Source organism: Amycolatopsis keratiniphila (genome assembly GCF_000400635.2).
Taxonomy (GTDB): Bacteria; Actinomycetota; Actinomycetes; order Mycobacteriales; family Pseudonocardiaceae; genus Amycolatopsis; species Amycolatopsis keratiniphila.
On record NC_021252.1, the window covers coordinates 1,681,622 to 1,703,468 of the forward strand.

Here is a 21,847-nt window from a genome sequence, read left to right on the forward strand (position 1 = left end):
GGAGGGAACGACTCGTGGGACGTGTTCAAGTGGTCGGCGCGACGGTCGTCGACGGATCGGGTCGTGACCCGGTCGACGTCAACGTCGGCATCGAAGACGGGCGAATCACGCAGGTCGGTGCCTCCGCCGCACACGGCGAGCGCCTGGAGGCCGACGGTCTGACGATGACGCCCGGCCTGATCGACGCTCACGTCCACTTGGGCCTGTCGAGCCCGATCCAGCCACAGTTCTCGTTCCGGCTGAGCGCTGCCGAGCTCGCGGCGGACATCTTCGCCACGGCGGGCGCGGCGCTCGATGCCGGCTTCACCACCGTCCGGGACACCGGCGGGATCGACGGCGGCGTCGTCACCACGATCGCCAAGGGCAAGGTCCGAGGACCCCGCGTCCTGTCCTGCGGGCCGGTTCAGTGCCAGATCGGTGGACACGGCTACTACGGGGCCGAGTGGGAACCGACCGAGCTGTGGAGCAGCCATCACGTTCCGGGTCTGTGCGCCCTGTCCATGATGTCGGGCAACGCGGACGAGCTGCGGCACAACGTGCGCGAAGCCTTCCGCCGCGGAGCTTCCTTCCTGAAGCTCTGCGTGACCGGCGGAGTGGTCGGGGCGCACGACCGGCTGACCGACACCCAGTTCACCGTCGAGGAGATCGCCGTCGCCGTCCAGGAAGCCGCGGCGCGGGGCACCTACGTGACCGTTCACGCCCACAACAACGACGGCATCCGGAACGCGGTCGAGGCGGGGGCGCGCTGTGTCGAGCACGGCACCGACCTCGACGAGTCCACGGCCACCCTGATGGCCGGTCGCGAGGTCGCCCTCGTGCCCACGTTCGCCGTCGTCGAGCAACTGCTGCACGACACCGCCGGAGCCGGCCTCGACGAATCGACCCGCGATCGGGTGCTGGGCGTCCGCGAGCGGATGACCGAGGCGCTCGCCGTCGCCAAGGAGGCCGGCGTACGGATCGGGCTGGGTTCCGACCTCATCGGTCCGGCGCAGCACCGCCGGGGCGAAGAGCTCCGGCTGCGCGCGAAGCTCGAAACACCGATGGAAGCCCTCGTGGCGGCCACCAAGACCAACGCCGAGATCCTCGGCCTGTCCGGCCAGGTCGGTGTCATCGCTCCCGGCGCACAGGCAGACCTCGTGTTGTGGAACGGCAACCCGGTCGAAGACCCGGAGCTGTTCGCCGATCCCGCCAATGCCGTCCTCGTTCTCCAGGCCGGCCGAATCGTGAAGGACCTTCGATGAGCACCATGTGGCAAGGCTGCCTCGCCGACACCGACTACTTCGAGATGCGCTCGAGCGGTGGGCATGACTACGGCGTCTGGGTCACCACACCACCGGGCTATGACCCCGCCACGACGCCAACGCCTGCCGTGTACGTGGTCGACGGCAACTTCGCCGTGGGCCAGACTGCTCCGCTCATCGTCACCCAGGCGGACCCCATGCAACGGATACAGCCCTACATCCAGGTCAGCGTCGGCTACGCGGGTGAGGAAGCACAGCACTGGGACCGGCTGCGCAACCGGGACCTCGTGCCACCCGGCGAACCCGTCGCCAAGGAACTCGTCGATGCCGTGGGGATGGGATTCCAGGCGGGCGCGAGGACCCGCGAGGAATCCGATGCCTACCTCGCCGAATTGCGCGATACCCACGCCGATGCGTTCCTGAGCTTCCTCACCGCGGAACTGCACCCGCGGATCGAACGCGACTACGGCACGGCCACGAGCGGCCACGGCCTTTTCGGCTACTCCTACGGCGGCCTCTTCAGCCTCTACGCCTGGCTTAGCGGCAGCACACTTTTCGGGAGCATCGGAGCGGGCAGCCCCGGTGTCATCGGCGAAGACAGCCGGATCTTCGCGATGCTCGAAGAACTGGGCGACGGCCTTCCTGCCGCCGAACTCCACGTGACCGTCAACGACCGGGAGCTTCTCGGTGACCTGACCGTTTACCAGAATCTCGCGAAGAACGCGGCCACCGTTCTGCACCGCCTCACCTCGCGCGGCGGAGCCGTCACCAGCGCGGTCCTGCGCGAAACGCACGTGACCGGCCTGCAGGCCTCGTTCCTCAGCTATCTCAGGACCTGCCGTGCCCGGTAAACGCCCGAGTGCCGACGTGGTGGTTTCTACCTCGCGATCGGAAGGAGCGGCAACCAGTTCAAGAACGCGCCGGTCGTGGGGCAGCTGATGACGGAGCTGATCGGCCAGGTGGAAAACGGCGCCGACCACGACACGTCGCCCGTCCGGTTCCGGGCCCCGCGCACCGGCTTGGAGATCGACCTGAGTGCGTTCTCCCGTAAGCGCGACCGGAACACCGCGAACTCGGGCACGGTGCTGGGCTGACCGTCACGGGTCGCCCAGGACGAGAGGCGGCATCGGCGCCGCGTCCTTGGCCCACGTGTCGCGGAAGCCCGGCTGCACCGCGAGATCGACCAGTTCTATCCGCGCTCCGATGCTGTCGAGCCGGTGGTAGGTGAAGGAGCGACCGTACGGGCAGGAGTCGAACTCGATCGGCGCGCCTCGGTCCGCCAGGCGTTGTTTGTCCGTCACGACGTCCTTGGACCAGTAGCCGATGTGGTCGAAGCGGGACCCCTCGGTCGCATCCCATGGACTGCCGGCGGGCCCGTGGATCACCTCGAAGAACGGTGGCCCGTCGGTCGAGAACACGATTTCGTAGTCCCAATCCCCGAGGGTGCCCGCACGGACAGGACTCCAGGTCACACCGAGAGTGCGGGTGAGGTCTTCGGTCGCCTGTCCGATATCACGAACGACGAAGCACAGGTGGTAGAAGGCGTTCACCCGTCCTGTCTATCAACCCTCAGCGGACTAAGGGCGTTATCGTTGATCGATGTCGCACGCGGTCGTTTTCGGTGGGACCGGGCTGATCGGTCGCGCCGCGGCACGCCGGTTGCTGGCCGCCGGCTGGGAGGTGACCGTCGCCGGCCGGGACTCCTCGCGTATGCCCGAGGACATCGCGGTCGCGGGTGGCCGGTTCGCCGCCGGGGACCGCGGCGAACCCGGGAGCCTCGCGGCCGCGCTCGGCGCGGGAGCGGATCTGGTGGTCGACTGCCTGTGCTTCACCGCCGCACACGCCCGTGATCTGCTGCCGCTGCTGGACGATGTGGGGTCCACGGTGATGATCTCCAGCAAGGCCGTGTACGTCGACGCGGCGGGCAACCACGTGAACTCGGCCGTCGCGCCGGTTTTCGACGGGCCGATCCACGAGTCGCAACGCACCATGGCCCCACGCGAGGACGTCGACTACCGCACTCGTGAGGGCTACGGCGCCAACAAGGTGGCGGCGGAGCATGTCCTGCTCGACAGCGGATACCCGGTCACCGTTCTGCGGCCGTCCAAAGTCCATGGAGAGGGGTCGGCCAAGCCCGGCGAATGGGTGTTCGTCAAACGCGTGGCCGACCGGCGCGAAGTCCTTCTCCTGTCCCGCGGTGGCCGCGGCGTCGACCACCCGAGTGCGGCCGGGAACATCGCCGCGCTGATCGAAACCGCCGCGGGAAACCCGGGCAGGCGTGTCCTCAATGCCGCGGACCCGGACGCGCCCGACGCCCTGGGCATCTCGAGGATCGTCGCGAACCACCTCGGCCATCGATGGGAGGAAGTGCTCCTCGACGACCACGCCCCCGCCGGACTCGGCCGTCACCCCTGGGACCGCCTGCCGGGTATCCGGCTGGACATGTCCGCGGCCGGGCGACTGGGCTACCGGCCGGTCGGCGACTACGCCGCCACCGTGACCGCTGAGCTGGACTGGCTGGGCTCCATCGATCGGCTCCCGGCAGGCTTCGACCACGACTATTTCGCGCCGATGTTCGACTACGCCGCGGAGGACGCCTACCTCACGGAGCGGTAGCCGAGCCCCGAACCAGCCTCAACCCTCGCCCGCCGCGAGCATCTCCCGCAGCATCGCCAGCAGTTCCCGCCGGTCACCGGCCCCGAGTTTCCCCCGGATCCGCGCCATGTGGTGTTCCACGGTCTTCCCCGAGATGAACAGTTCGCTCCCTGCCTGCTTGTACGTCAGCCCGCCGACGACGAGGCGGGCGACTTCCAGTTCCCGTTCGCTCAAGGCGCTCAATCCGGTGGCCGGGACGGGTTCCGGTGCCCGGCCTTGGAATTGCCGGGCCGCTTCGAGCAGCTGGACCATCGCCTTGCGGTCGGAGGTCCGGATCGCCGCCTGCCCGGCCAGCCGGGAGGCGTCCCAGCAGAGCCCGAGTTCGTGCAGTTCCGACGCGGCCGCGGTGATCGATTCCGGATCGAAACTGCCGGTCAAGACCGCGAGCCAACCGGTCGCCGCGGCGGCGAGGGCCGCGGGATAACGGCCGCAGGGCGCGAAATCGTTCAACGCGGCCAGATGTTCTCCCGCCGACGTGTGATCCTCGACGGTGATCGCGGCGTGCAGTTCGTGCCAGCGCAAGGTGGCTGTCCACAGTGGAGGGTTGCCGAGCGCGTCGAGCACGGCGTGTGCCCGCTCCAGCTGCCCGGCCAGTTTGGCGCTCGCGCCGCCCCGTGCGGCCGCGATCGCGAGTTCTCCCAGCGGCAGCAGCGAATACAGGTCCGGCTGCTGGCGCATCGAAGCCTGATACGCCCGGTCCCACGAACGTTGCAGGCCGGGAAGATCGCTCGCGCGCCGCGCCAGGCCCAGGTGCAGGGTGGCGGCGAAGAGTTCGTCGCGCGCTTCGAGGCCGTCCGGCGGCATCAACGCTTCGGCGGCCGTCTTGAGGTCGCCCGCGGTCATCGCGACCCAGCCGAGCAGCAGCCGGTGCCGTTTCGCGAGCAGGTCGCCCCCGATCCGGCCGTTCGCCGCACGGCTCAACACCGACTCCGCGAGCGCGAGTTCGCCGGAATGCAGGCCCACCAACGCCGCCAGGGCCGCCGGGCTGTCCGGGAGCGGCGCCGGCGCGCCCGCCGATTCCAGCATCGAGGCCGCGCCCAGCAACGCGGACAGGGTTTCGGCGCCACAGCCCGACACCGAGCCGGTGATCGCCCGTGCCATCCGCGAGGCGGCTCCGGCGAACAACGTCGGGACCTCGGGAGTTTCCAGCACACCCCGGGCGGCTTCGAGTTTTCCGGTGCCCAGCAACGCGATCGCGGCGAACGCCTTCGATTCGGCCCGCCCGGACCATTGGTACAGCTCCGCGCTGTGTGCCAGTTCGCCGCGATGCGCCAGCACGGTCCCGGCCACTTCGGCGCCCGCGGCCCGGGCGTCCGTGTCCGAGGTGCTGCCGAGCATGCCGTCCCCGAGCCGCAGTGCGGTGTCGAGGTCCCCGGCCAGCGCCGCGGCGTGCGCCCAGCCGACGGTGAGCGCCGCGCCGCGCCCACCGGCCTCGGACGCGGCCTCGTAGAACCGCGCCGCGAGTTTCGTGTCGTCGGGCATCGCCTCGCGGGCGGCCGCTTCGAAGGCCGCCGCCGCGCTCGCGCCCGAACTTCCCGTTCCCAGCAACGACCGGGCGAGGTCCAGCACCGGAAGCCCGTCCCGCAACTGGAGTTCCACCAGCCGCTGCAGCACCGTCAGCCGTCGTCCCGGCGAACCCCAGGTCCGGATGGCCTCGGCGGCGATCGGCAGCAGGACGTCATCCTCGCCGAGGAGACCGGTCGCCCTGGCACTGTCGAAGACCTCGGGCAGGCCTTCGCGATCACGGTTCAGAAGTGCGGCGAGGAGATCGAGATTCCGGCCCGCACCCGCTTCCGCCGCGATCAGGAAGCGGTACACGTCGTCGTCCAGCTGCTCCAGCTCGCCGCGGAAGTCCGCGAGCCGCCCGGTGACCGCGCGCACCACGAGTCCCGGCACACCACCGGTTCTGACGTGGACCTCCGCCGCGGTGGCCGCGTCGCCACCGGCGTGCTCGACGAGCCGCCGGACGTCGTCGACGCCGAAAGCGCCCAAGGACACCGACCTGCCGAAGGAATCGGCGAGGGTGCGCAAGGCTTTCGTGCGCGCCGCCGTCCGGAAGGCCAGGACCACGGGTGCCGTCGTTTCCTCCGTGCGCGCCTTGATCTTCGCGAGTTCGTCGTCGTCGAGCTGGTCGGCGTCGTCGATCAGCAGTGCCTCGACACCGGCATCGGCGTAGCGACGTCCGAGCAGGCCGAGCAGATGGGTCTTGCCGTGCCCGCCGGGGGCGACGACGGCGACCCGCACCGGGGCTTCCGGGGCGGTGGTCACCTCGTCGAGCAGGCGCCGGGCACCCGGATGGATGATGCCGGGCTGGTCGAGCAGTGCGTTCAACAGCGACCTTCGGGGGTGGACGGCGTGGCACCGGGGGTGGGCGGCGCGCACGAGCTCGAAGTGGTGGGAGGGGCTTCGGGACCCTTGTCGGCGGTGGCTTCTCGAGTGGTCAGGGTGAGCAGCAGGGTGGTCGCGGCCAGCACCACGACCGCGGCTCCGGCGACGAGGGGCTTGCGCCGGCTGAGCAGTTTCGCCGCCCCGGTGCGTTCTGGCAAGGGGAACGGGGTGATGTCCACCGGCGGCCGTTCGGGCCGCTCGGTGAGCTCTTCGGACACATCGACCCGGGGGAGCAGGGTGGTCTCGATGGTCGCGACGGCGTGCGATCCCGCCCCGCCGGGTTGAGGAAGGTCACGTCGCGCGGCGATGTTGGCCGCGCCGGTCGCCACCGTCAGCACCGGGTCGCTCGACGCGAACACGGGGCACGGCGTCCGGCCGGGAACCGGCGGTGCCTCGCCGCAGAGCACGATGCCCGCCAGCGACTGGGGCGGGACCCCGGCGCCGTGCGCGAGTTCGAAGACCTTGCCGACGGCCTCGGCGGGGTCGACACCTTCCAGCGTTTTGATCGGTTGCCAGCCGTTGACGGCGGTGGCGGCGGCGATCGTGACGACCGCGCCGTCCGGGCCGAATTCGCAGACTCCGGCGGTGACATCGCCGTGCGGGGCGAGATACGCGTGCAGCGCGGCGACGGGCGACGCAACCAGTGCGGCACGGGGGAATCCGGCTTCGGCCAGCGCCCGGCGCAGCAGGTCCCGGCGGAACGAACCCCAGCCGACGGGGTGCGTGAGCACGATGTGGTGCGGTTTCTCCCCGAAGCGTTCGGCCGCTTGATCCACCGCCGCGTCGACGAGGACCGCGCTGAGGGATTCGGCCGGGAACCGTTCGCCGCCGACGATCACGGGCACGTCGTCGCCGACCCGCTCGTGGAACCCGGTGAGCAACCGGGCGGGCGCGGACCGGCCCGCCTCGACCGCGGCGTCCCCGGTGAGCAGGTAGCCGTCGTCGTCGAGGAACACCGCCGACGCCGCCGCCGGGCCGCGCGCGCCGAGCCATGACGGCTCGGGCACGCCCCAGCCGTCGCCGGAGTTCACGCAGGTGGCGGCGGTGGTGCGGGTCGAGGCGATATCGATGCCGAGGACGTAGGGCAACGAGCATCCTCCTTCGCTTGACCAGCCCCTAAGGACCAAATAGGGCCACTCACCTGAACGGCTTGACCCATCCGGGTGAGGGTTGGCATTAAACCCAACCGAGTGCGTCTCGGTTAAGCCCCTAACGCCCTAACGATGTCATACCGATCCCCTATTGGCTGAGTGAGCGACGACCAGGAGTGATCCCCGATGTGCCCGGCGGCACCGGCTCACTAACTTCGGTGACCTGCGCTCAGCCGTGCCCTCCGGCCGCTGGGTGCGCCCCACCGACCTAGACCCCCAGGAGAGTCCTTTCATGGGTTCCGTCCAGACCCTGCACGACTTCACGCTGAACCTGCTGAACGACACCGCGGCCCGCGCGGCGTTCGCCAACGACCCGCAGCAGGTGCTGGCCGACGCCGGCCTTGGCGACATCAACGCCGCCGACGTGCACGAGGTCGTCCCGCTGGTGCTCGACTTCGTCCCGGTCGGCACCGCCACCGACCTCACCGGAACCACCGCCGCCACCGCCGACAACCTGGCCGGCTTCGGCGGCATCACGAACGCCGTCAACGGCACCGACGGCGAGTGCGCCGACGGCGTCCAGGGCGCGATCGACCAGCTCACCGCGCTGACCGCCGGCCTGCCGGTCGCCGTCCCCGGCGCCGGTGCCCTCCCGGGCCTGCCCGAGGCCGGTCTTCCGGCCGTACCGGGCCTGCCCGAGCTGCCGGAGCTGGGTGGCCTGCCGGCCGTCCCGGCCGTGGGCGACCTGCCTGTCGACGTCCCGGGCCTGCCCGCCGTCCCGGCCGTCTCCGACGTGACCGACGTGTCGAACGCCGCCGCCGGCGTGACCGCCCTCGCGCAGAACACCGTCGGCAGCTTCGGCCTGACCGACGACCTTTCGCGTGGCCTCGACGCCGCTTCCGTCGGCCAGGCCGGCGACATCGCCACCGGTGCCGTCGACACCGCGACCGACCTGGCCCACGGCGTCCCGGCCGTGGACACCGCCGGTCTGCCCGCCGTCGACTCGGTCCCGGCCGTCGGCGACCTGACCAGCGACCTGCCGCGTGCCGACGGTGTCGCGGGCGACGCCCCGGACTTCCTGTCGACGGTCGGCGACCTGACCAGCGTCATCGGTCAGACGACGGGCGTCGCGGACGTCACCACCAAGGTGCACGACATCGCGAACAACTACGGCAACGGTGACGTCGCCAACAACATCGCCCACAACAACGGCGACGTGACCGGCAATGTGGCCAACGAGGTCGCCAACGTCGCGAACCACGCCGGCGTCGGCGACGTCCACGACACGGTTTCCGAGGTTGGCAACAACATCGGCCACACCATCGGCAACCTCAACGACGTCAACATCGGCACCGGTGACATCGGTTCGAACAACGACATCCACATCGGCTGATCCGAAGATTCTTCATATCTGTGCCAGGGCCCCGCGACCGCAGCAGGTCGCGGGGCCCGCACGGCATGTTGGCCCATGCCACATTGATTCCGCGCTTGGTTAAGGGAACACTGCATCCCCGTGACAGCCCCCGCCTGGCTCGACGTGCTGAACGAGACCTTGGACGCCTGTGCCGCCCACGGTCGCGCCGACCTGGCCGAACGACTCCGGCGCAGACGGGACCAGCGGGCTCCGGGCACCCGGATCGCGGTGGTCGGTTTTCCCAAGCAGGGCAAGGGTTACCTGCTCAACGCGCTGCTGAACGCGCCGGTCTGCGCGGTCGGGGACGCGAGTACGCCTGCCGTGCCAACGGAGATCGGGTACGCCGCCGACCCCGCCGCCACCCTGGTCGGGCACGCCAGGGAGAACGTGCCGGTCGGCGACCTCGCCAAGGAACTCGAGATCCGGCCGCCCGGTTCGCTGCGCCGGGTCGAAGTCGGCCTGCCGCGCGAACTCCTCGGCACCGGGCTGGTGCTGGTGGACACCCCGGCGATCGGGGATCCCCGCTCCCCGCGCACGGCGGCCACCCTCGACGTGCTCGCCGACGCGCACGCGGTGATCCTCGTCTCCGACGCGACCCAGGAACTCCAGCCCGCCGAACTCGCGCTGGCGCGGCACATCCGGACCTGGTGCCCGGCCTTGGTGCTGGCGCTGACCAAGATCGACGTGAGCCCGGACTGGCGGGAGCTCGCCGCCCGCAATCGTGCCGCGCTGTCGGAGACCGGTGTCGTCGCCGACGTCTTCCCCGTGTCCGCGACGGTGCGTCAGGCCGCCGCGAAGGCCGGTGACGCCGCCCTCAACGGACGGTCCGGCTTCCCGGAACTCCTGAACTGGGTGGGAGAACAGGCCGCGCGCCCGATCGAACGCACCCGCGCGCTCGCCGCCGCGGTGAGCGTGCGCGCGGCGGCGGTCGAACTGGTCGAGACGTTGCAGACCCGGCTGAACGCCGTCTCACAGGACAACGGGGTGGACCAGGTCACCCTGCTGCACCAGGCACAACGGCGCACCGAGGAGCTGCGGCGACAGAACGTCCGCTGGCAGAACATGTTGTCCGACGAGATCACCGACCTGATCTCCGACGCCGAATACGATCTGCGCGAGCGGACCCGGGTGATCGTGCGGCATGTCGACCGCACCTTCGACGAAGGCGACCCGGTGCAGATCTGGCCGGATTTCCAGACCTGGCTGGAAGAAAACCTCGCCGAGGCCGTCGAGACGAACTACAACTGGGTGTCCGACCGGTCGGAGTGGATCGCGCAAGCGGTCGCGTCGACCTTCGGGCCGCATTACGGCCACGCCCCGGAACTGCCGCTGACCGGGTCCGGAGTGGACTCGATCCCCGAGGTCGGCACGCCCAAGATCGAGCGGTTCAAGATCGGGCAGAAACTCTTTACCGGCCTACGCGGTTCCTACGGCGGCGTGCTGATGTTCGGCCTGGTCACCAGTCTCGCCGGGCTGCCGTTGATCAACCCGGTCTCGCTCGGCGCCGGTGTCGCGTTCGCCACCAAGAGCGTGCGCGACGAAGGCGGGATGCGGTTGCAACGCCGCCAGGCGCTGGCGAAGGCCGCGGCGCAGCGCCACGTCGACGACGTGTTCATCCGGTTCAGCAAGGAGATCAAGGACGAGGTCCGCCAGGTGCAGCGCCGCCTGCGTGACCATTTCGCCGCGCTGTCCGATCAGCTCTCGGAAGAGCTGACGCGCCAACGGGAACTGATCATCGCCGGCTCCGCCGAACGGGACCGGCGCACCCAGCGGGTCAAGAAGGAGATCGACCGGCTGGCCGCCCTGCACCGGAAGGCGGGGGCACTCGGCACCGGCGCCGCGCCGCGCCGGGAGCTGTCGGCGTGACCACCCTCGATGTCCGGGAACTGCTGAACGAAGCCGCCGCGCACTACCGGGACCGTCCGCACGCGGTGGCGATGCTGCGGGAATGCCTGGAGCGGCTGGACGAACCGCTGCGCGTCGGCTTCATCGGCACGCCGGGAACCGGGAAGTCCACTTTGGTCTCAGCGTTGGCGGAATGGCCGACGCGGGCCTTGCGTGAGATCGATCTGTTCGACACTCCGGCTTTCGCCGAACACGTCGACGCGACGGTGCGGTTGGTGCGCCATCTCGAACCCGACGAACTCGCCGGCACCCGGCAGGTGGGCGGTTCGGCGTTCGCGCGGCAGACTGCGGTGAACTCGGTGCTCGTGCTCGGCAGGGCGGACGAGGTCGGCGCGGGCCGGATCGACGCCCTGCTCACCGCGAAACAGCTGGCCCGCCGAGCTTGGCGCGAGGACCCGGATTGCGCGGGATTCCAAGGGGTCATCGCGGTCGCCGGGCAGCTGGGCTATGCGGGACGAGCGTTGCGGGACGACGAATTCGAGGTGCTGCGCGCACTGGCGTCGATCTCCCGGCCGGAGCTGGAACGGTATCTGCTGTCCGTGGATTCCTTTGTGGACGATCCGTTCCCGGTGCGGGTCTCGCCGGAATCGCGGAAACACCTGGTGTCGCGGTTCGGGCTCTACGGGGTCCGGCTGGCGATCACCCTGATCCGCACGGGCTGTGACAGCAGGCTCAAACTCTCGGCGGAACTCGTGCACCGCAGTGGTCTCGGTGACCTGAGGGACACGCTCGCCGGATGCTTCGTCGCGAGGGCCGACGCGTTGAAGGCGCGCACGGCGGTGTTGCGCTTGGAAGGCCTTCTCGCTGCGGAACCCCTTCCGCACGGTGACCGGCTCGCCGCTCGCGTGGAACGTTTCGCCGCGGCCGCGCACGACTTCCGGGAGCTGCGGCTCATCGCGGGCATTCGCGGTGGCCGCACGGCCTTGTCGGGGGAAATCGCCGAGGAGGCCGTCCGGCTGCTCGGCGCGCAGGGACTCGCGCCCACCGAGCGGCTGGGTCTCGAACCCGACGCGGATCCGGCCGAGATCCACGCGGGGGCCGAAAGCGCGCTCGTCCGCTGGCGGCACGAGGCGGAACGGGCCGACGCCGCACACGCCGAACGTGCCGCCGCCCGGGTGATCGTGCGTTCGGTCGAGGGACTGCTCAGCCTGTTCGTGGCTTGACGCCTGCCGGTCGCCGAGCCACCATAGAGCACTCTATGGCGGCTCCGACCAGGCGAAAGGGGTCCGGCATGCCCGACGACGCGCGTCCGGATGTGCGGCTTCTCGGTGAACTTTTCGCGCACTGGGCGAAGGTGCTCCCCGAGCGGGAGGCCCTCTCGTTCCAGGGCCGGCGGCTCACCTGGGAGGAACTCGACGACCGGGCGCGGCGCGTCACCGGGGCGCTCGCGGCCGCCGGAATCGGCAGAGGCGACAGGGTCGCCTTCGTCGACAAGAACACGCCCGCCTGTCTGGAGGTGACCTTCGGCGCGTCCTCGCTCGGCGCGGCGAACGCGGTCGTCAACTGGCGTCTCGCCCCGGAGGAACTGGCGTACGTCCTCGGCGACAGTGGCGCGCGGATCGTCTTCGCCGGACCGGAACTGCTGCCCGCCGTCGAGGCGCTGCGCGATCGGCTGCCGTCGGTCGAGCGGGTGATCGTCGTCGGAGGAGAAGACGACCAGTACGAGGACTTCCTGGCAGGCGCGACACCTGCCGGGCCCTCACCCGAGGTCGGCGAACACGACGGCGCGCTGATCATCTACACCAGCGGCACCACCGGTTTCCCCAAGGGCGCCGTCCTGACCCACCGCAACCTGCTGGCGCACAGCCGCAACGCCGGGGCCGCGTTCCCGATGGGCGACGGTGACCGCAATCTGGTCGCGATGCCGCTGTTCCACGTCGGCGGGAGTTGTTACGCGATCATCGGTTTCCACTACGGGCAGCCGACGACGATGACCCGCGAGCCCGACGGCAAGTCTTTGCTGGGCGCGCTCGCCGAAGGGGTCACACACGCGTTCCTGGTGCCCGCGGTGGTCGCCGGCATCATGCAGGCGGGGGAGCAGGCCGTCGCCGCGTTCGCGCGGTTGAAGTACCTGGGCTACGGCGCTTCGCCGATGCCGCTCCCGTTGCTGCGCAAGGCACTCGCGGCCTGGCCGGACACGCGGTTCGTGCAGGTCTACGGCATGACCGAGCTGTCCGGCGTGGTGACGACGCTCGGCCCGGACGCGCATCGCGACCCCGCCCGGCCGGAGCGGCTGGCGTCGGCGGGCACGGTGCTGCCCGGGGTGGGGATGCGCGTCGTCGACCCGGCAACGCTCGAAGACTGCGAGCCGGGGACTCCCGGCGAGCTGTGGTTCCGTACCGATCAGGCGATGGCGGGCTATCTGGGCAAACCCGAGGCGACCGCCGAGACGATCGTCGACGGCTGGGTCCGCAGCGGTGACGTCGGCAGGGTCGACGACGGCGGTTTCGTGTTCATCGAAGACCGCGTGAAGGACATGATCATCACCGGTGGCGAGAACGTCTACTCGCCGGAGGTGGAGCGGGTCATCGCCGAACATCCCGCGGTCGGCGAGGTCGCCGTGATCGGGGTCCCCGACGATCGCTGGGGCGAGCAGGTCAAGGCCGTGGTCGCCCCGGCTCCGGGAGAGCGCGTCGACGCCGTCGAACTCGTCGAGTACTGCCGGGAACGCCTGGCGCACTACAAATGCCCGCGCACGGTCGAGATCGTGGAGGCGTTGCCGCGCAACGCGACCGGCAAGATCCTCAAACGCACCCTGCGGCGCCCGTACTGGGAGGGGCGGGAGCGCGCCGTCTGATGCCGTCGACCGTCAGCCGCGAGCAGTACTTCGACGCGGCGCTGGAGATCCTCGCCGAGTCCGGGTTCGCCGGGCTCAACGTCGGCGCGCTCGGCAGGCGCCTCGGTGTCACCAGCGGATCCTTCTACCACCATTTCGGCGGCTGGCCCGGGTTCGTCAGCGCCTTGCTCGACTTCTGGGCGCAGCGGCAGGTCCGGATCCTGCGGGAACTGGACTTCGGCTCCGGTGGCCCCGAGGCGGATTTCGCCGCGCTGATGAGCCTGACGCGCGGACTCCGCCATCGCGCCGAGGCGGCCATCCGCGCCTGGGCGGCGAACGACGAAACCGTTCGCGTGGCACAGAAACGCGTAGACGACGCCCGGGTCAAGACGGTCGGGAGGGTGGTGGCCGAGCTGATCCCCGACCGGCGTCGTGCGGAGGTCGTGACCTCGCTCGGGCTGGCGATGCTGGTGGGCTACCAGCAGGTGGCCTCGGCGGGCGGATTCACCGACCTCGGCGAGATCCTGGACGAATACACCCGGCTCGTGCTCGCCGGCTAGCGGGAGGTGAAGGACAGGCCCGGCCTTGAGCGTCCACAGGAGACATATCGCGTCCACTAGGGGTCGTGAGTGTTAATGAGGGTTAGAACCACCCAAATCACTCACGACCCCTGCGCAAAGTGACCAAAGCGGGCATGCCGCTCGCGACCCTCGGGATCGTGCCGCCATGGGCGACTCGGCCCATCTTGAAGCCTGCGAAGGGTCTTCGCGGGCCTGACGCAACGGCCTTCCGTTCAGTCTTGGCTTACCGGCAGCGTGGTGAGATGCGGGCCTGTCAAGCGTTGCCGAGCACCCGCGTCACGGTGATCTCGATGACCACGCGTTCCGGGTTCGGCTTCGGCTGCCGGTAGCGCGCGGCGTAGCGATCCTCCGCGTCGCGCACGGACTCCGGGTCTTCGCGCAGCACGGCACGGCCCTCCAAAGTGGACCACCGGGGCCCGTCGATCTGGCAGGCGGCGACCGGAATGCCGCCTTCGCCCGCTTCCTTGACCAGGCGCGCCTTCTTGGACGAGCGGAACGTGATCACCCGGGCGATCCCGGCCTCGAAGTCCACCGTGACCCCGACCGCGACGACGTGCGGGGTGCCGTCCGGGCGGACGGTGGTCAGGGTGGCGAGGTGCCGCTCGGTCCAGAATTCCCGGAAGGCTTCGCCGCGTTCGCTCAGGTCGATCTTCATGGTGTCAACGCTAAGGCACCGGTCATACAGGCGTCATTTGAGGTAATAGTAAGGAAACTTTCTTAACTCTCTTGTTTTTGCCCGATCCGGATGTCACTCTCGGAACGCGCCGCCGCCACCAACGACGTTTCCCGGAGGAGCCATGAGAAAGACCGTTCGGACAGCGCTGGCCGCGGCCGCGCTGACCGCCGGGCTGATCGCCACGACCGCCCCCGCCGCCGCGGCGACCGCTCAGGGGACCCCTTACCTGCCGGGCGTTCTGCGCCCGTCCGTCTCCCAGTCGGCGCAGGACGCGGCACTCGCCAAGTACTACGACTACTGGAAGAAGAACTTCCTGACCACCAAGTGCGGCGCGGGCACGTACGCGGTCAAGGCGCCGGACGCCGACCACGCCTTCGTGGCCGAGGGTCAGGGCTACGGTATGACCATCGCGGCCATGATGGCGGGCAAGGACTCGCAGGCGCGCACGGTCTTCGACGGCATCCTGAAGTTCGTGAAGGCGCACCCGTCCGTGATCGACAAGGATCTGCACGCCGCCGAGCAGGACGAGAACTGCAAGAGCGTCAACGGCAGTGACGCGGCGACCGACGGCGACCTCGAGATCGCGTACGGCCTGCTCCTCGCCGACAAGGTCTGGGGCAGCGGGGGTTCGGTCAACTACAAGGCCGAGGCGCTGCGGATCATCAAGGCGATCAAGCGCAGCGAGGTCAACCCCGACACCAAGTTCATGCGGCTGGCGGACTGGGCCGACAGCGGCAAGTACATCAACAGCTCGCGCTCCTCGGACTGGATGCCCGGACATCTTCGCGCGTTCGAGAAGGCCACCGGTGACTCCTTCTGGGGCCAGGTCCGCACCCGGCAGGAGAAGGCGGTCACGCAGCTGCAGCAGCAGTACGCGCCGAAGACCGGCCTGATCCCGGACTTCGTGGTCAACACCAACTCCACGCCGAAGCCCGCGCCGGACGGCTTCCTCGAGGACCACGACCCGCACTACGGCTACAACGCCTGCCGTGACCCGTGGCGGCTCGGTGTCGACGGGATCACCGTCTCGGGCAGCCCGGCGCAGGGGCAGGTGCGGAAGATGAACACCTGGATCCAGCAGAACACCGGCGGCAACCCGGCCAAGATCACCTCCGGCTACACCCTGTCCGGGTCCAAGCTGCCGGGTGAGACCGGGCAGCACCCCTGCTTCACCGCGTCGTTCGCCATCGCGGCGATGAACGACCCGGGCAGCCAGGCCTGGCTGGACAAGCTGTGGACGTCGATCACCGCCTGGTCGCCGAACGCCAAGGACTACTACGGCACCGGTATCACCGTGCAGGTCCTGATCATCCTCTCGGGGAACTACGTCGCGGTCTGATCCGGCGGTGCCCACCGCTTACTGAAGTGTCATGAAAGGGTCGTTCAGGACTTTTTTTGTCCTGAACGACCCTTTCATGACATCCGACCGGACAAGATTTCAACACGCAGTTGACCTCTTCAACACCCAGTTGTAGCGTCGGCGACCACCCGAGGCACCGTGGAGGTCCGTCATGCCGTCGACGCCGCTCACCCTGAACCGAACCTGGCGCTTGGCCGTGCTCACCGGCCTGGCCGCGCTCGTCACCGCGGCCTGCGGAGGCGGGCCCGACGGTGCCGGCGGCCAGGAACCCGCGGCCCCGGGAGCGCCCGCCGCGATCCCGGACACGACCGCGCTGATCGAGTCCGTCCAGAAGGACGCCGCCGTCGCCGGCACCCTGCCCGCGAAGTACGCGCAGGCCGGGATGCTGCACCTGGCGTCGAACCTGCAGTCCGCGCCGAACAACTTCTACGCCGCCGACGGCAAGACCCCGATCGGCTACGAGGTCGACCTCGCCAAGGCCATCGGCAAGAAACTGGGCGTCACCGTGCACCACCAGGACATGGCGTTCGGTTCGCTGATCACGAGCCTCCAGTCCGGCCGCGTCGACCTCACGATGGCCGCGATGAACGACACGAAGACCCGTCAGGCGCAGATCGATTTCGTCGACTACTTCTCGTCCGGCATCACGATCATGGTCCGCAAGGGCAACCCCGACCAGATCTCGGGGCCGGACACGTTGTGCGGCAAGAACGTCGCGGTGGTGCAGGGGACGAGCCACCAGAAGTTCGCCGAAGAGCAGAACGGCGAATGCACGCAGGCGGGCAAGCCCGCGTTGACCGTCACCGCGACCGACTCCGACACCCAGAACCAGAACCAGCTCCGCACCGGCCGGGTCGCCGCCATCCTCAACGACCTGCCCAGCGCGGTCTACATCTCGCGGACCGCGGGCGAGGGCAAGTTCTTCGAGGTCGTTCCCGGCGAGCCGATCAACGGCGGGCCGTACGGGATCGGTGTCAACAAGGAGAACAAGCCGCTCGCCGAGTCGATCCAGAAGGCACTGCAGTCGCTGATCGCCGACGGCGGCTACGGCAAGATCCTCCAGGCCTGGGGCGTCGAGCAGGGCGCGCTCAAGGAGGCGAAGCTCAATGGCGGAAGCTGAGCCGCTGCCGATCGTCCGGCGCAAACACTGGGGCCGGTGGGTCAGCGCCGCGATCATCCTGGCGCTGCTGATCCTGCTCGGGATCGCGCTCGGCAACGCGCAGATCCAGTGGGATTCGGTCCCCGAGTTCCTGTGGTACCGGGTGATGGCGGTCGGCCTGCTCAACACCGTGCTGCTCGCGGTGATCGCGCAGGGTTCGGCGATCGTCATCGGGATCGTGATCGCGTTGATGCGCCGCTCGGCGAATCCGGTGGCGCGCTGGTTCGCCGCCGGCTACATCTGGCTGTTCCGCGGGCTTCCGGTGCTGTTGCAGATCCTGATCTGGTACAACCTGGCGCTGGTCTTCGAGTTCATCTCGATCCCGCTGCCGTTCGGCGGCTATCTGCTGCACGAGCAGACCAACGTGCTGATCACCGCGTTCACCGCCGCGCTGCTCGGCTTGGCGCTCAACGAAAGCGCGTACATGGCGGAGATCGTCCGCGCCGGGCTGAACAGTGTCGACAGTGGACAGACCGAGGCGGCGAAGTCGATCGGGATGTCGCCGGGCGCGACGCTGCGCCGCGTGGTGCTGCCGCAGGCGATGCGGGTGATCATCCCGCCGACCGGCAACGACTTCATCAACATGCTCAAGGGCACGTCGATGGCGTCGGTGATCGGCGTGACCGAGCTGATCCACGCCGCCAACAACATCTCGTCCAACAACCTGCTGGTGATGGAGACCCTGCTGGCCGCCGCCGTCTGGTACATGGTCGTGGTGACCGTCGCCGGGGTGGGGCAGCACTACCTGGAGCGCGCCTTCGACGCCGAAGACCGGTCGAGGAGCCCGTTCTCCCGTGCCGCCAAGGCCCTGCGCACCGCGCCACTGGTGAGGAGTGAACGTGTCTGAGCCACTGCTCAAGGCCGTCGGCGTCCGCAAGAGCTACGGCCACACCGAGGTGCTGGGCGGCATCGACCTCGAAGTCCACAAAGGACAGGTCGTCTGCCTGCTCGGCCCGTCCGGCGCGGGGAAGAGCACCTTCCTGCGCTGTGTCAACCATCTGGAGACGATCGACGCCGGGCAGGTCTGGGTCGACGGCGAGCCGATCGGGTTCCGGCTGCGCGACGGCAAGCTGTACGAGCTGAAGGAACGCGAGGTCGCCCGGCAGCGGCGCGACATCGGCATGGTGTTCCAGCGGTTCAACCTGTTCGGCCATCGGACGGCGCTGCAGAACGTCGTCGAGGGGCCGGTGCGGGTACTCGGCGTCCCCGTGGAGGAAGCCAGGGAGCAGGCGCTCGATCTGCTCGACCGGGTCGGTCTCGCGCATCGCGCCGACGCGTACCCGGCGCAGCTTTCCGGCGGGCAGCAGCAGCGGGTCGCGATCGCCCGGTCGCTCGCGATGAAACCGAAGCTGATGCTGTTCGACGAGCCGACCTCGGCGCTGGACCCGGAACTCGTCGGCGAGGTGCTGGCGGTGATGGGTACGTTGGCCGCGGAGGGGATGACGATGGTCGTGGTGACGCACGAAATGGGGTTCGCGGCCGAGGCCGCGGACGAGGTGGTGTTCATGGCCGACGGCACGGTCGTCGAGACCGGGCCGCCGGGGGAGATCCTGAGCGACCCGAAGCACGAGCGGACCAAGCAGTTCCTGGCCAGGGTCCTCGCATGACGCGGATCTCGCCGCGGTACCTGCTGCAGTTCGGCGAGCCCGCCGGGTACCTCGACTTCGCCCGGTTCGGCCCGCCCTCGCACGCCGTGCTCGACACGACGGCGAGCCTGCTCGACGCCTCGACCAAGGCCGGTCCGTCCACAGTGGACGACCTGATGCGGCAGGAGACCAGGGCCAAGGCCGCCGCGGCGCGGCTTTCCGGCAGCGACACCGACCACACGGTGCTGTTGCCGCACACCAGTCTCGGCTTGTTCCAGGCCGCGTTCAACGCGCCGGGCGGCGAGGCGCTGGTGTCGGCGGCGGAGTTCCCGGCCAACACCTACCCGTGGGCGCGCGCGGAACAGGCGGGGCGGCTGACCGTGCGGCGGCTGCCGCTGGGCAACGTCACCGCGGACGCGGTCAAGGCGGCGCTGACCCCGGAGACGTCGCTGGTGAGCGTGAGCGCGGTCGACTTCCGCACCGGGTACCGCGCCGATCTGGCGGCCATCCGCGAGGTGGCCGGGGACCGGCTCCTCGTGGTCGACGGGATCCAGGGCTTCGGCGTGACCGAGGCGCCGTGGGAGGTCGCGGACGTGCTCGTCGTCGGCGGGCAGAAGTGGCTGCGGGCGGGCTGGGGCACCGGTTTCGCCGTGCTGTCTCACCGCGCGCTGGAGCGGATGGAGCCGATCCTTTCCGGCTGGACCGGTGCCCGCGATCCCGGCCTGTTCGACGACGAGATCCACCCGGCCGACGACACCGCGGCCGCGTGGTCGATCTCGAACCTGAGCCCGATCACCTCGGGTGCGTTCGCGGCCGCGCTGGAACTGGTCGAGGAGGCGGGTGTCGGCGCCATCGCCGGGCGGATCGCCGAACGGGTCGGCGAACTCGAAGACGTCGTGAAATCCGTTGGTGGCGAGGTGGTTTCGGCCGTCGAGCGACGGGCCGGGATCCTCGCCTTCACCTTGCCGGGGCACGCGGCCGAACAGGTGGGGTCCGCGCTGGCGAGCGCCGGGATCGCCGCGACCGTGCGGCCGGAACACGTCCGGCTGTCGCCGCACGCGTCCACTCCGGCGAGCGCGGCGGAACAGGTGCGTTCTGTGTTGGAACGGCTGAAGAAACCGGCCCGGATCTTCGAGACGCCCGTCATCGCGTCCACGGCGTCCGGCGATCTGCTCACCGCGCTCGTCCCGGCGGTGCACGCGCTCGCGGCGATGCTGGGGCCGGGCAACGAAGTCCTGCTGCACGATCTGAGCAGGCTGCCGGATTCGATCGTCGCCATCGCGGGCGACCTCACCGGCCGGACGGTCGGCGGACCGATGACGGATCTGCTGCTCGGGCTCGTCCGGCGCGGCACCACGCAGGATCTGACGAACTACGAGACCCACGGCCCCGACGGGCGCGCGATCCGCTCGTCGACGTTGTTCCTGCGGGACGCGGACGGGGTCGCGATCGGCTGCCTGTGCGTCAACCGGCTGTCCGACGGCGCGCCGAAGGCCGACGGGCACGAACCCGAGACGTTCCCGCCCGACGTCGACAGCCTGCAGCGCTTCCTGGTCGGGCGTGCGGTGGCGAAGGCCGGGATCCCGGTGGACCTGATGAAGAAACGGCACAAGGCGGCCGTGGTCCGGGAACTGGACGAGGCGGGCTTCTTCCTCATCAAGGACTCGGTGGACCACCTCGCCGGGGAACTCGACGTCACGCGGTACACGATCTACAACTACCTGAACGAGATCCGGGGCACCTGACGCGCGTGCTATGAAAGGTCCTTTCCTTGCAAATTTTGCAAGGAAAGGACCTTTCATAGCACTGGGGAGCTACGCGAGGAAGGACTCCACCGCGTCGGCGGCCCGATCGATCCCGCCGTTCCCGCGGGTCTCGGCCCGCACCTCGGCCAGGCGCGCGGCCACCTCGGGCGACCCGGCGACCCGCTCGACAGCGGCCCGCAGCGTCGAGGCCGTCACCTCGTCGGCCGGAAGTTGCTCACCGACGCCGAGTTCGGCCAGTTTCGCCGCGTTGCCGAAGCCGTCGGTGGCCAGCGGGATCGCGACGGTCGGCACGCCGTACCACAGCGATTCCGTGCTGCCGCCCATACCGGCGTGCGTGATGAACGCCGACGCGGCCTCCAGCACCGCGAGTTGCGGCACGAACCGATGGACCTCGATGTGCTCCGGCAGCGGCCCGAGCGAGGCCGGATCGGTCTGGCCGATCGAGATGACCACGTGCCAGTCCGAGTCGCGGAACCCGTCCACGCAGGCGCGGAACAGGTCGAGCTGGTCGGTGAACGCCGTGCCGAGCGACATCAGGAGGACTTTCCGGCCGTTCGACGGCGGGGTCCAGCTCCGGTCGGCGAGGCGTTCCGGGTCCAGCGCCGGGCCGACGAACCGGACCGTCGATGGCACCCGTTCGACGTTCGGCTGCATCGCCTTCGGCAGCAGTGCGAGTACCTGGGGCGGATGGGAGATCCAGTCCCAGGCGTCGGCCTCGATGCCGTTTTCGTTCAGCCAGCGGGTGAAAGTGGCGAAATAGTCCTTTCCGGACGGTGAGGTCCGGATCGCGGTGATGATCTCACCCATGTCCTCCTCGTAGCCTTCCCAGGCGACGTACGTCGGGGAAAGCTGCACCGCCGGCACGCCGTAGCGCCTGGCCAGCAGCGGCGCCGGAAGCCCGCCGATGTCGTACAGCAGCAGGTCCGGGCGGTTCTCGTCGTAGAAATCGGTGAGCACCGGCATCGCCTGGATGCCCTCGTCGAGGAAGACCCGCATCTGCGACGCCGGATCCTCCGGCCACGCCGCCTGGTCGCCGAGCGGGAGGATCGACGGGTGGGCGACGACCTCGGCCCCGGTCGGCTCGATCAGCCCGGTGAGCGGCTCGCCCACGGCGTAGCTGACCCGGTGCCCGCGAGCGACCAGCTCACGGATGATCGCCAGCGAGGGATAGATGTGACTCGGCGCGGTGGAGCCGATCATGGCGATGTGCTGGTTCTGCATGATGTCCTGTCTGAATCCGTGGAGGAAC

At 69.6% G+C, this 21,847-nt stretch carries 19 protein-coding genes; 14 read left to right on the forward strand and 5 right to left on the reverse strand.

The features are described from left to right. Positions 1–14 precede the first annotated feature (14 nt). The 3 genes from AORI_RS48950 to AORI_RS82795 all read left to right on the forward strand — a co-directional run bounded on the left by AORI_RS48950 (position 15) and on the right by AORI_RS82795 (position 2,335). Positions 15–1,241, forward strand: a complete 1,227-nt coding sequence (locus AORI_RS48950) for a metal-dependent hydrolase family protein (protein WP_016331981.1) — start codon at positions 15–17, stop codon at positions 1,239–1,241. Further along, positions 1,238–2,092 carry an alpha/beta hydrolase gene (locus AORI_RS48955; protein ID WP_016331982.1) on the forward strand — a complete coding sequence of 285 codons (855 nt, stop codon included), beginning with the start codon at positions 1,238–1,240 and terminating at the stop codon, positions 2,090–2,092. The genes AORI_RS48950 and AORI_RS48955 overlap by 4 nt, the downstream gene beginning before the upstream one ends. 87 nt (positions 2,093–2,179) lie before the next feature. Further along, on the forward strand, positions 2,180–2,335 hold the full coding sequence (locus AORI_RS82795) for a hypothetical protein (RefSeq protein ID WP_200870963.1): 156 nt from the start codon (positions 2,180–2,182) through the stop codon (positions 2,333–2,335). 3 nt (positions 2,336–2,338) lie between these two features. On the opposite strand, the gene AORI_RS48960 is transcribed toward AORI_RS82795, so the two are convergent. Then, positions 2,339–2,791 carry a VOC family protein gene (locus AORI_RS48960; RefSeq protein WP_016331984.1) on the reverse strand — a complete coding sequence of 151 codons (453 nt, stop codon included), beginning with the start codon at positions 2,789–2,791 and terminating at the stop codon, positions 2,339–2,341. A 49-nt stretch (positions 2,792–2,840) separates the two neighbouring features. Here AORI_RS48960 and AORI_RS48965 point away from each other — a divergent pair, with 49 nt between their 5' ends. Next, entirely contained in the window at positions 2,841–3,857 is a 1,017-nt protein-coding gene (locus tag AORI_RS48965) for an NAD-dependent epimerase/dehydratase family protein (RefSeq protein ID WP_016331985.1), read from the forward strand. A gap of 18 nt (positions 3,858–3,875) precedes the next feature. On the opposite strand, the gene AORI_RS48970 is transcribed toward AORI_RS48965, so the two are convergent. Beyond that, positions 3,876–6,227 (reverse strand): helix-turn-helix transcriptional regulator, encoded by a 2,352-nt coding sequence (locus tag AORI_RS48970; RefSeq protein ID WP_016331986.1) that lies wholly within the window; start codon positions 6,225–6,227, stop codon positions 3,876–3,878. Then, entirely contained in the window at positions 6,224–7,372 is a 1,149-nt protein-coding gene (locus AORI_RS48975; RefSeq protein WP_016331987.1) for an Hsp70 family protein, read from the reverse strand. The genes AORI_RS48970 and AORI_RS48975 overlap by 4 nt, the downstream gene beginning before the upstream one ends. A gap of 295 nt (positions 7,373–7,667) precedes the next feature. On the opposite strand from AORI_RS48975, the gene AORI_RS48980 reads away from it, so the two are divergent. From AORI_RS48980 to AORI_RS49000, 5 genes are all read left to right on the forward strand, one after another. After that, positions 7,668–8,768, forward strand: a complete 1,101-nt coding sequence (locus AORI_RS48980) for an IniB N-terminal domain-containing protein (protein WP_016331988.1) — start codon at positions 7,668–7,670, stop codon at positions 8,766–8,768. Between the two features lie 120 nt (positions 8,769–8,888). Further along, complete coding sequence (locus tag AORI_RS48985) at positions 8,889–10,655, forward strand: dynamin family protein (protein ID WP_016331989.1); 1,767 nt, start codon at positions 8,889–8,891, stop codon at positions 10,653–10,655. Beyond that, positions 10,652–11,857: a GTPase gene (locus AORI_RS48990; protein WP_016331990.1), complete on the forward strand. Its 1,206-nt coding sequence runs from the start codon at positions 10,652–10,654 to the stop codon at positions 11,855–11,857. The genes AORI_RS48985 and AORI_RS48990 overlap by 4 nt, the downstream gene beginning before the upstream one ends. A gap of 68 nt (positions 11,858–11,925) precedes the next feature. After that, on the forward strand, positions 11,926–13,491 hold the full coding sequence (locus tag AORI_RS48995) for a long-chain-fatty-acid--CoA ligase (protein WP_016331991.1): 1,566 nt from the start codon (positions 11,926–11,928) through the stop codon (positions 13,489–13,491). Beyond that, entirely contained in the window at positions 13,491–14,030 is a 540-nt protein-coding gene (locus AORI_RS49000; RefSeq protein WP_016331992.1) for a TetR/AcrR family transcriptional regulator, read from the forward strand. Before AORI_RS48995 ends, AORI_RS49000 begins: the two co-directional genes overlap by 1 nt. Before the next feature lie 274 nt (positions 14,031–14,304). On the opposite strand, the gene AORI_RS49005 is transcribed toward AORI_RS49000, so the two are convergent. Next, on the reverse strand, positions 14,305–14,706 hold the full coding sequence (locus tag AORI_RS49005; RefSeq protein ID WP_016331993.1) for a PPOX class F420-dependent oxidoreductase: 402 nt from the start codon (positions 14,704–14,706) through the stop codon (positions 14,305–14,307). A 142-nt stretch (positions 14,707–14,848) separates the two neighbouring features. Here AORI_RS49005 and AORI_RS49010 point away from each other — a divergent pair, with 142 nt between their 5' ends. The 5 genes from AORI_RS49010 (at position 14,849) to AORI_RS49030 (ending at position 20,577) form a co-directional block, all read left to right on the forward strand. Further along, positions 14,849–16,066 carry a family 8 glycosyl hydrolase gene (locus AORI_RS49010; RefSeq protein ID WP_016331994.1) on the forward strand — a complete coding sequence of 406 codons (1,218 nt, stop codon included), beginning with the start codon at positions 14,849–14,851 and terminating at the stop codon, positions 16,064–16,066. A 172-nt stretch (positions 16,067–16,238) separates the two neighbouring features. Further along, complete coding sequence (locus AORI_RS49015) at positions 16,239–17,207, forward strand: ABC transporter substrate-binding protein (RefSeq protein ID WP_016331995.1); 969 nt, start codon at positions 16,239–16,241, stop codon at positions 17,205–17,207. Further along, a complete protein-coding gene (locus tag AORI_RS49020; RefSeq protein WP_016331996.1) occupies positions 17,194–18,093 on the forward strand; it encodes an amino acid ABC transporter permease in 900 nt (299 codons plus the stop codon). The genes AORI_RS49015 and AORI_RS49020 overlap by 14 nt, the downstream gene beginning before the upstream one ends. Further along, on the forward strand, positions 18,086–18,853 hold the full coding sequence (locus tag AORI_RS49025) for an amino acid ABC transporter ATP-binding protein (RefSeq protein WP_016331997.1): 768 nt from the start codon (positions 18,086–18,088) through the stop codon (positions 18,851–18,853). Before AORI_RS49020 ends, AORI_RS49025 begins: the two co-directional genes overlap by 8 nt. Further along, positions 18,850–20,577: an aminotransferase class V-fold PLP-dependent enzyme gene (locus AORI_RS49030; protein WP_016331998.1), complete on the forward strand. Its 1,728-nt coding sequence runs from the start codon at positions 18,850–18,852 to the stop codon at positions 20,575–20,577. The genes AORI_RS49025 and AORI_RS49030 overlap by 4 nt, the downstream gene beginning before the upstream one ends. Positions 20,578–20,646: 69 nt before the next feature. Here the strand turns inward: AORI_RS49030 and AORI_RS49035 are convergent, their stop codons facing one another. After that, positions 20,647–21,819, reverse strand: a complete 1,173-nt coding sequence (locus AORI_RS49035) for a macrolide family glycosyltransferase (RefSeq protein ID WP_016331999.1) — start codon at positions 21,817–21,819, stop codon at positions 20,647–20,649. Between the last annotated feature and the right edge of the window lie 28 nt (positions 21,820–21,847).